Raw genomic sequence first — 1,222 nt, 5'->3', positions numbered from 1 at the left:
GGCATGCGGGGAGGTTCCTGGCTCGAGTCGCGGGGCGCTCAGGCGGTGGTGGAGCAGAAGCGCTCGTAGTCGATGAGCTCCACCTTCGCGCCCGGCGCGCACACCGGGCACTGCGCATCCCGGCGCAGCTTCAGCTCCTGGAAGCGGGTGCTCAGCGCGTCGAAGGTGAGCAGCCGGCCGACGAGCGACTCGCCCTGGCCGAGAATCAGCTTGAGGGCCTCGTTGGCCTGGAGAAGGCCGATAAGCCCGGGCAGCACGCCCAGCACTCCAGCCTCCGCGCATGAGGGCGCGAGCTCCGGCGGCGGCGGGGCGGGGTAGAGGCAGCGGTAGCAGGGCCCCTGTCCGGGGACGAAGGTCGTCACCTGTCCCTCGAAGCGGAAGACGGAGCCGTGGATGTTGGGCAGGCCCTTCATCACGCACGCGTCGTTGAGCAGGTAGCGGGTGGGGAAGTTATCTCCGCCGTCGAGGACCAGGTCGAACCCCTCCAGCACGCGCAGGACGTTGTGCGAGGTGAGCCGCTCCTGGAAGGGGATGACGCGGACGTCCGGGTTGAGGGCCTCAATCGCGGCCCTCGCGCTGACGACCTTGGGCTGGCCCCGGCGCTCCTGGGTGTGGAGCACCTGCCGCTGCAGGTTGCTCAGGTCCACCACGTCCGAGTCGACGATGCCCAGCGTCCCCACGCCCGCGGCCGCCAGGTACAGCGCCGCCGGAGAGCCCAGCCCGCCCGCGCCCATCAACAGCACGCGCGACTTCAAGAGCTTCGCCTGCCCCTCCTCGCCGACCTCCGGGAGGATGAGGTGTCGGCGGTAGCGCTCCTTCTGTTCGGCCGTGAGCACGAAGGGCTTCTCCACCGGCAGCGCCGCGTCGCTCCAGCGGTTGTAGCCGCCCGCCAGCGAGGCCACGCGCGTGTAGCCCAGCTCCTTGAGGCTCTTCACCGCCAGCGCCGAGCGTGTCCCGCCCGCGCAGTAGACGACGAGCTCCTCGTCCCTCCCGGCCCGCTCCTCGATTCGCAGCTCCAGGTAGCCCCGGGGGATGTGCACGGCGCCAGGCAGCCGCCCGCCCGCGTACTCGTCCGCCTCCCGCACGTCGATGAGCTTCACCTGGGCCCGGTCGTCCAGGAGCCGCTTCACCTCGTCCACGGTGACTTCGCGAATCTCCTGTTTCACACCGGCCAGAAGCTCACGGAAGGATGGGGCCATGGGGCGGGGTATAACCCGAGGGC

At 70.5% G+C, this 1,222-nt stretch carries 1 protein-coding gene; it reads right to left on the bottom strand.

The annotated features are described in order from the left end of the window. Positions 1-38: 38 nt before the first annotated feature. The gene (gene moeB / locus FJV41_RS49190) at positions 39-1,199 is read right to left on the bottom strand and encodes a molybdopterin-synthase adenylyltransferase MoeB (RefSeq protein WP_174468910.1); all 1,161 of its coding nucleotides are present in this window, start codon (positions 1,197-1,199) and stop codon (positions 39-41) included. Between the last annotated feature and the right edge of the window lie 23 nt (positions 1,200-1,222).

This window comes from Myxococcus llanfairpwllgwyngyllgogerychwyrndrobwllllantysiliogogogochensis (genome assembly GCF_006636215.1).
GTDB classification, from domain to species: domain Bacteria; phylum Myxococcota; class Myxococcia; order Myxococcales; family Myxococcaceae; genus Myxococcus; species Myxococcus llanfairpwllgwyngyllgogerychwyrndrobwllllantysiliogogogochensis.
Note: the sequence above shows the minus strand (reverse complement) of the source record. Positions and strands in the feature narration are given on the sequence as shown.